Here is a 665-nt window from a genome sequence, read left to right on the forward strand (position 1 = left end):
GACCGCCTGGGGAGTACGGCCGCAAGGTTAAAACTCAAATGAATTGACGGGGGCCCGCACAAGCGGTGGAGCATGTGGTTTAATTCGATGCAACGCGAAGAACCTTACCTACTCTTGACATCCAGAGAACTTTCCAGAGATGGATTGGTGCCTTCGGGAACTCTGAGACAGGTGCTGCATGGCTGTCGTCAGCTCGTGTTGTGAAATGTTGGGTTAAGTCCCGCAACGAGCGCAACCCTTATCCTTTGTTGCCAGCGGTTAGGCCGGGAACTCAAAGGAGACTGCCAGTGATAAACTGGAGGAAGGTGGGGATGACGTCAAGTCATCATGGCCCTTACGAGTAGGGCTACACACGTGCTACAATGGCGCATACAAAGAGAAGCGACCTCGCGAGAGCAAGCGGACCTCATAAAGTGCGTCGTAGTCCGGATTGGAGTCTGCAACTCGACTCCATGAAGTCGGAATCGCTAGTAATCGTAGATCAGAATGCTACGGTGAATACGTTCCCGGGCCTTGTACACACCGCCCGTCACACCATGGGAGTGGGTTGCAAAAGAAGTAGGTAGCTTAACCTTCGGGAGGGCGCTTACCACTTTGTGATTCATGACTGGGGTGAAGTCGTAACAAGGTAACCGTAGGGGAACCTGCGGTTGGATCACCTCCTT

1 rRNA gene is annotated in these 665 nt (G+C 53.1%); it reads left to right on the top strand.

Features of this window, described 5'->3' with window-relative positions:
- A 16S ribosomal RNA gene (locus ACWKX3_RS24095) occupies window positions 1-665 on the top strand; the annotation flags it as partial.

Source organism: Enterobacter sp. UPMP2052 (genome assembly GCF_053709675.1).